Origin of the sequence: Paraburkholderia sp. BR10882 (assembly GCF_040948855.1) — a bacterium.
Taxonomy (GTDB): Bacteria; Pseudomonadota; Gammaproteobacteria; order Burkholderiales; family Burkholderiaceae; genus Paraburkholderia; species Paraburkholderia nodosa_A.
Genome location: NZ_JBFPKP010000065.1, coordinates 1 through 564, shown reverse-complemented (window position 1 = coordinate 564; position 564 = coordinate 1). Strand labels below are relative to the sequence as shown.

Here is a 564-nt window from a genome sequence, read left to right as displayed (position 1 = left end):
ATCCGTTCTGTTGCCGCCATTAAAGCTCCCAAACACTGGATTCCCAGCGATCTGTTAGCTTACGATCGTCCAAAAAGCGGACATCTGAACTTGGCTAAAAGCGGACACTACAACTTAGCCCGTACAACCACTGAATGCGATCATTTCTTTTATGTAAAATTCCATGCTAGGCTGAAACGCGATGTTGCTTGTTGGGCGCAACATTAATCGACGACTTCGCAGTCAAACCGCTGCACCCACCCCACGACGAAGACTTCCACGACCTGATCGCCGCCAGGTACGAGCGAGCGGCTTTGACCGTCACGTCAAATTCAGATCTGAGTGAATGGGGCGACGCGTTCCCCGACAACCGCATTCTGGGCGCCGTGATGCTGGACCGGCTACGACACGGTGCCTATCGCGTCGTGATCGAGGGAGAGAGCTTCCGCAAGCCCAAGCCGATGCCGGCGAGCAGTGAAAACGCGGTTGCCAAATCGGGCAAAAAACGGCATTCTTGAAGCCGTTCGAATCTGCGCTTTACCCCCGCTTCCGCTGGCTCCATTACGCCGCCCATCCCCGGCTCGA

2 protein-coding genes are annotated in these 564 nt (G+C 55.5%); both read left to right on the top strand.

Annotated elements, in window-relative coordinates; translation table 11 throughout:
- The coding region (locus AB3X99_RS40925) for a hypothetical protein (RefSeq protein ID WP_368662070.1) at window positions 1-207 on the top strand (207 nt) is incomplete at its 5' end.
- Entirely contained in the window at window positions 189-497 is a 309-nt protein-coding gene (locus tag AB3X99_RS40920; protein ID WP_368662069.1) for an ATP-binding protein, read from the top strand. The genes AB3X99_RS40925 and AB3X99_RS40920, both read left to right, overlap by 19 nt.
- Window positions 498-564: the final 67 nt, after the last annotated feature.